The 6,566-nt window shown below is 42.3% G+C and carries 4 protein-coding genes; 2 read left to right on the top strand and 2 right to left on the bottom strand.

Translation table 11 applies throughout. From position 1 onward, the window contains the following. Positions 1-226: 226 nt before the first annotated feature. Positions 227-3,460, bottom strand: coding sequence for a carbamoyl-phosphate synthase large subunit (carB, locus tag PL9631_RS11465; protein ID WP_083620408.1), 3,234 nt, complete (start codon positions 3,458-3,460; stop codon positions 227-229). A gap of 454 nt (positions 3,461-3,914) precedes the next feature. Here carB and PL9631_RS11460 point away from each other — a divergent pair, with 454 nt between their 5' ends. Beyond that, positions 3,915-4,202: a hypothetical protein gene (locus PL9631_RS11460; protein ID WP_083620405.1), complete on the top strand. Its 288-nt coding sequence runs from the start codon at positions 3,915-3,917 to the stop codon at positions 4,200-4,202. Between the two features lie 131 nt (positions 4,203-4,333). Then, positions 4,334-5,251, top strand: a complete 918-nt coding sequence (locus tag PL9631_RS11455; RefSeq protein ID WP_083620403.1) for an ROK family protein — start codon at positions 4,334-4,336, stop codon at positions 5,249-5,251. Positions 5,252-5,299: 48 nt separating this feature from the next. Here the strand turns inward: PL9631_RS11455 and PL9631_RS11450 are convergent, their stop codons facing one another. Further along, positions 5,300-6,475: a type I restriction endonuclease gene (locus PL9631_RS11450; protein WP_083620400.1), complete on the bottom strand. Its 1,176-nt coding sequence runs from the start codon at positions 6,473-6,475 to the stop codon at positions 5,300-5,302. Between the last annotated feature and the right edge of the window lie 91 nt (positions 6,476-6,566).

Genomic DNA, 6,566 nt, shown 5'->3' with positions numbered 1-6,566 from the left:
TTAAACACATTTGTTGATGCCCTTGAAGCCTTTCGCACAGCGATTTCCTTTCGATTTGTGGAGTGGCTCCAACATAATAGGGATGTATTTGCAGTCTACAAAGCAAGTTTAGGCTTGATTTGGGCTTGATTTTTGTTTAAGTCCCATTAGTGTTGGTGCGATCGCAATTAAATAGGGGTAATTCATGAATTACCCCTATTTGATCGTCAACACCCGACAGGATGGGTTAGACGTAATAATCCTGAATCGCTTTCACTTCAATGGGAGTAGACTTTAAGGAACGAATCGCCGCCACAGTCGCCTTAGCCCCCGCAATAGTTGTAATAATCGGGATTTTATAGGCCAAAGCCGAACGACGGATCAGAATCCCATCGCTGCGGGACTCCTCCCCAGAAGGGGTAATAATAGCTAACTGCACCGCCTGGTTTTTGATAGCGTCCAAAATATTCGGCCGTCCTTCGTGCAGTTTCAACTCCATCTCCACCTTCACCTCATTTTCCCAAAGCACTTTGCGAGTCCCAATAGTCGCGGTAACTTTAAACCCTAAAGCCAAGAAATCCCGAACCACGGGCACAATTGCCTGTTTATCCCGTTCATTCACAGAAATAAACACCGTCCCCGATAGGGGTAACACCTGTCCGGCGGCCAATTCTGCCTTAGCAAACGCCTTACCAAACTCAGTATCAATCCCCATCACTTCCCCCGTAGAGCGCATTTCCGGCCCTAACAGCACATCCGTACCGGGGAATTTGGCAAAGGGTAAGACGGCTTCTTTCACAGAAACGTAGGTGGGAATGATTTCCTCAGTAAAGCCTAATTCAATTAAACTTTTACCCGACATCACCCGGGAAGCCATTTTGGCCAGGGGAACCCCAATCGCCTTAGAGACAAAGGGAACGGTTCGAGACGCCCGAGGATTGGCCTCTAAAATAAAGACATTTTCCCCCTGTACCGCAAACTGAATATTCATTAACCCGACCACATTTAAGGCCTTGGCCAGTTCAATGGTTTGACGGCGAATGGTGGTAATGGCGGCTTCCGAGAGGGTTTGGTAGGGAATCGAACAAGCGGAGTCTCCCGAGTGAATTCCAGCCTGTTCGATATGTTCCATAATTCCGCCAATCACCACGTTTCCCTGTTGGTCGGCGATTGCATCCACATCAACTTCTATGGCATTTTGTAGGAACTGATCGACTAAAATGGGGTGATCGGGTTCTACATGAACCGCAAACAGCATATATCGTTCCAATTCTTCATCGGAATAGACGATTTCCATGGCCCGTCCCCCTAACACATAGGAAGGACGCACCACCACGGGATATCCAATCCGGCGCGCCACTTTTAAGGCTTCTTTGAAACTGCGGGCCATGCCGTTTTCGGCTTGTAAAATATTCAATTCCCGCAGAATTTTTTCAAACCGTTCTCGGTCTTCTGCAATATCAATTGAGTCGGGAGAAGTTCCCCAAATCTTAGTTTTTAGGGTGGTTTTTTCTAAAGCCCGTTGCAGAGGTAATGCCAATTTTAGAGGAGTTTGACCGCCGAATTGAATAATAATTCCTTCGGGTTCTTCCGCTTCAATAATATTTAGAACATCCTCTTTCGTGAGCGGTTCAAAATATAAGCGATCGCTCGTATCATAGTCGGTGGAAACGGTTTCTGGGTTCGAGTTCACCATGATAGTTTCATAGCCATCCGCCCGTAAAGAATAGGAGGCATGACAACAACAATAATCAAACTCAATCCCCTGCCCGATGCGGTTTGGGCCACCGCCTAAAATCATCACCTTGGGTTTAGTAGAGGGTAAAATTTCGTCTTCTTCCCAATAGGTGGAATAATAATAGGGGGTGGTTGATTCAAATTCCGCCGCACAGGTATCCACCATTTTATAAACGGGTTTGACTCCTAATCCTTTGCGATAGGTTCGGACTTCATCTTCCGTGGTTTTGGTGGCAAAGGCAATTTGGCGATCGCTAAATCCTTGACGTTTTACTGCTAACAGTTTATCGGCTTTTAACTCAGGTAAAGAAGTCCGTTTGAGGAATTTTTCCGTTTCTAAAATTTCCTGCATTTTATCTAAAAACCACGGATCAATTCCGGTCAGTTCATAGATTTCTTCTACCGTCATTCCTAACAACATCGCATTCCGAACCGTTAAAATCCGATCAGGATTAGGAGTGCGTAAACCAGAGCGAATATGATCTAAACGGTCGAGTTTTTCCGAGCGATCGCATCCCCAACCTGCTAACCCGGTTTCCAAGGATCGTAACGCTTTTTGGAAGGATTCACAGAAGGTTCCCCCAATCGCCATCGCTTCCCCGACGGACTTCATTTGTGTGGTTAAAACCGGTTCCGAACCGGGGAATTTCTCAAAGGCAAATCGGGGAATTTTAGTGACCACATAATCAATTGTGGGTTCAAAGGAAGCCGGGGTTTTCTTAGTAATATCGTTCTTAATTTCATCTAAGGTATATCCCACGGATAATTTAGCTGCAAATTTAGCGATCGGGAATCCCGTGGCTTTGGAAGCTAGGGCAGAAGACCGACTCACCCGGGGATTCATCTCAATCACAATAAAATCCCCAGTCACCGGATTAACCGCAAATTGAATATTAGATCCCCCGGTTTCTACCCCAATTTCTCGGATAATTTTAATCGAAGCATCCCGCAATCTTTGATATTCTTTATCGGTTAAGGTTTGGGCGGGAGCCACGGTAATTGAATCCCCCGTATGTACCCCCATGGGATCGATATTTTCAATCGAACAAATGATCACCACGTTATCAGCCAGATCCCGCATGACCTCTAATTCGTATTCTTTCCAACCAATTAAGGATTGTTCGATTAAAATTTGAGAATTGGGAGACGCATCTAAACCGGATTGGGCAATTTCTTCAAATTCTTCTTGGTTATAGGCAATACCACCCCCGGTTCCTCCCATAGTAAAGGCGGGACGAATAATTAAGGGGTAGCTCCCAATTTGATGCCCCACCTGGAGGGCTTCACCCATGGTATTAGCAATTCCCGAAGGGCAACAGGCCACCCCGATTTTTTCCATGGCTTCTTTGAACAGTTGCCGATCTTCGGCTTTTTCAATGGCTTCTAATTTAGCCCCAATTAGTTCAACTCCATATTTCTCTAAGGTACCATTTCTGGCTAAGGCCACGGCTAAGTTGAGGGCGGTTTGACCTCCCATGGTGGGCAATAGGGCATCGGGACGTTCTTTTTCGATTACCTTGGCAACTACTTCCGGCACTAGAGGCTCAATATAAGTGCGTTCGGCCGTTTCCGGGTCAGTCATAATCGTTGCCGGGTTGGAGTTGACTAACACCACTTCATAGCCTTCTTCCCGCAGAGCTTTACAGGCCTGAGTTCCTGAATAGTCGAACTCACAGGCTTGTCCAATCACAATCGGGCCAGAACCGAGGAGCAAAATTTTCTTTATGTCTGTACGTTTCGGCATTATGAATTCTGTGTATATCAGTTGACGTTTAGCTTCATTAAACGGGATTGAGTATACAACTTACTCCTAAGTCTCTACACATTTTAAGGGTATCCCTTTATATTCTTGTGAACTGTTTGATTAAACCTTGACAAATTCAGTTTGGTTTTTTTTAGAAAAATTTAAAATTTTCGGGGTTGCCACCGGATGCGCCGCCGTGCTATATTAATGATATTAGTAATTTAATATAATTGGGTATTTGCAAAAATTTTAAAACTGCAACTATCCCATTGTATAATAAATATGTTCCCACGAATCGGTGGCCCTGTCAAGGGGGAATCCGGTTTTTTTTCGATTTTTGGTAAATTTTTGTAATAATTGGGTCAGTAGACTTTATCGACAATTAATGAGAGACTAAGAACAAATGGTTAACATCCTGTCAGTTTAGCCAATCTGTTTTTAGCTGCGAGTCATTATGCCCAGAACGCCCGATGAATATGTGGTTCACATCATGATTGAGGGGGGTCATCGAGAACAAATTAAGTTTCCCACGATGCAAGACTTTCAGGTGTGGTACACCAAGGTTTTATTACCGAAATTTGATAGTACCGAATTTGTTAATGTTCCCATCAAACAACGGGCAGAAGATAATAATGCTAAAGAATATATGGTTGTTCGTCCGAGTGCAATTAAGGCTATTCGGGTGGAACCTGTATTCAACTCTAGTATTGACCGTCGCATGGTTGATGAACCCGATATTTAAGTAGTAAGGCCTTCAGGGCTGATTCAATTATTGATGTTAATGATAAAGCCCTGAAGGGTTTACTACAAAATGATAAAGCCCTAAAGGGCTTACTACCATAGGATAAAGCCCTGAAGGGCTTACTACCAGAAGTGAACACAGTGCAAGTTATTGGGATCGATTTAGGTGGGACGGCGATAAAATTGGGCTGTTTTGCACCGGATGGAACTTGTTATCAGTCCTTAACGGTTCCCACACCTCACCCGGCGACACCGGAAGCGGTGTTAGTAGCAATAGTTGAGGCTATAGCACAAATTAGGGAAAATGTCAATAGTATTCAAGCGATCGGATTAGGAACTCCTGGGCCTGTGGATGGGACGGGAAAAATTGCGAAAGTAGCAATTAATTTGGCCGGATGGCAGGATGTGCCCTTAGCTGATTGGTTAGAGGAAAAAACGGGTTTACCTGTGATTTTAGCGAATGATGCTAACTGTGCGGGGTTAGGGGAAGCTTGGTTAGGGGCGGGGCGACGGTTTCAAAATTTAATCCTGTTAACATTAGGAACTGGGGTAGGCGGGGCGATTATTTTAAATGGGGAATTATTTGTCGGACATCAAGGGGCGGCGGCGGAATTGGGATTAATTAGTCTTAATTTTGATGGCCCTGTTTGTAATAGTGGAAATCGGGGTTCCTTAGAACAATATACTTCTGTACAAGCTATTCGCCGGGATACGGGATTAGAACCCGCAGAATTAGCGGAAAAAGCCTTAGCAGGGGATGAAAAAGCGATCGAATATTGGCAAGAATATGGGAAGTTATTAGGGATAGGATTAGCAAATTTAATTTATGTCTTAACTCCAGAAGCAATCATTTTAGGCGGGGGAATTAGTGCGGGGGCTGATTTATTTTTACCTGCGATGAAAGCAGAATTAGAACAAAGGGTATTATTCAGTTCCAGAGAGGGGTTAGAAATATTAATTGCCGAATTAGGGAATCAAGCGGGAATGATTGGGGCGGCAAAATTAGCGTTTCAGAAGTTTGTTAAGATTGAGGATCAACTTGATTCATAAGTTAATCATTGTGCCGCAACCATTCCTGACTGGATTTCCTAAAATATATCAAGGATGTTTAGCAGATTCAGTCTCATAACATTTAATAATCAAATCAGAAAGCTGATCTAAATCATTAACGGATGAAATAATCACCCTTGATGCTGCATCCCCCAGTGACGCTGATATTTCTTGAACTTCAAACCCTGCTGCTAATGCTTTTACTTCATTAATTGGTAATCGAGTGACAAAGCTTTTCTTTTTCGGCGTTAAATAAAATCTTAAAAACCACCAATTTGGCTTGCCGACATGGACACCAAAGTAAGAAACAACATCTTTATATTGAACGTCTAATTTATAAGTTTTAGAACCAGCAGCAATTATTTTAACTTTTTCAAATGCTTCTAGTTCTTCATCAGTTGTTTCTATGTTTGATGCTTCTAACTCTGGTTCTATTCTTTCAATATCATCAACTTCAGTAGAAACGATTACTTCACTTTTTTCACCAATTTCTCTACTAATTGATTGCGTCATTAACTCAACTAAACTATTCTGAATAGATTTTTTAACAATAAGTTTGAATTTTTCAATAATTTTACTTGTAACTCGACCTTCTACCGCACAATTGGGATTAACTGTGCTAAGTTGAGAAATGAGAAATCGAATAAAATCATCAGATGGAGACCGAAGAAGATCATCAATTAGTTTAGTCATTCCTTGAAGATAAACCATCTCCTCTGCTTGGCGTTTGATTAGGCTTGAATCAAAATTATCTCGATGAAAAAGCTTGATATTTTCAATCTGTTTTTGGTCATAATTAAGGATATTAAAACTAAAAAAAGGTTCCTCATCCATGACATTCTCATGGCGCAAATCCGTGAAAAACCGATATTCAATGCCATTCGTAACAATAGCGACTTTTGTTTTTAGCAGACCATTAAAATATCTTTTTAACTGACCATCATGAGCAGTTGGTTTTTGATCACGCCCTTTTGCTTCTACAATCATAACGATATCGCCGTTTATTGCTATAGCATAATCTACTTTTTCAAACTGTCCTGCTTTTTTAGTAGCGAAATCGGCAATAAACTCAGGGATAACCTCTGTTGGGTCAAAAACATCATAGCCAAGGATACTTAAAAAAGGGATAATTAAGCCCATTTTAGTCGCTTCCTCACCTGTCACCAACTCAGCCCGTTTACGCACTTGTTCTGCTACTTTCGCAATGTCCTCAACAAAAACCATGTTGCGTTCTCCAACAATAGGCTGTACTCAATCTCTATTGTAGAGCTAAAGGAACCTCCATTGTTATTTTATATTATCAGAATTCAACTTT

Origin of the sequence: Planktothrix paucivesiculata PCC 9631 (genome assembly GCF_900009265.2) — a bacterium.
Classification (GTDB): Bacteria; Cyanobacteriota; Cyanobacteriia; order Cyanobacteriales; family Microcoleaceae; genus Planktothrix; species Planktothrix paucivesiculata.
Note: the sequence above shows the minus strand (reverse complement) of the source record. Positions and strands in the feature narration are given on the sequence as shown.

Excerpts from the sequence above, each read along its gene's own strand:
- carB (WP_083620408.1), bottom strand. The coding sequence starts at position 3,460 with ATGCCGAAACGTACAGACATAAAGAAAATTTTGCTCCTCGGTTCTGGC.
- PL9631_RS11460 (WP_083620405.1), top strand. The coding sequence starts at position 3,915 with ATGCCCAGAACGCCCGATGAATATGTGGTTCACATCATGATTGAGGGG.
- PL9631_RS11450 (WP_083620400.1), bottom strand. The coding sequence starts at position 6,475 with ATGGTTTTTGTTGAGGACATTGCGAAAGTAGCAGAACAAGTGCGTAAA.